The 231-nt window shown below is 55.0% G+C and carries 1 protein-coding gene; it reads right to left on the reverse strand.

The window, feature by feature from the left end:
• Positions 1-51: 51 nt before the first annotated feature.
• Positions 52-231, reverse strand: a 180-nt coding sequence (locus ACRHNM_RS18405) for a c-type cytochrome (RefSeq protein ID WP_431138071.1), incomplete at its 5' end; no start/stop codon positions are given.

The following is a 231-nucleotide window of genomic DNA, read 5'->3' on the forward strand; positions in this document are numbered from 1 at the left end:
GCGTTTTTTATGGGTGTGGCGTACTACATGGGCGTGACGTTTTTCAAAGGACTATTGCAGTTCTTCTGTGTGATAAAATCCTTTTTTCTCCCGGACCGCTTCCCGGATACGCCCCACGGATTCCGGATACACCGGTTTGGCCCGGTTCCCGAAGGCGTTGCGCACATAAGTGAGCACCGCGGCAATCTCCTCGTCGGAGAGGGGACCCTCAAAAGCCCTCATCGGCACCTT

The sequence above is a fragment of the Psychroserpens mesophilus genome (genome assembly GCF_050617655.1).
GTDB lineage: Bacteria > Bacteroidota > Bacteroidia > Flavobacteriales > Flavobacteriaceae > Psychroserpens > Psychroserpens mesophilus_A.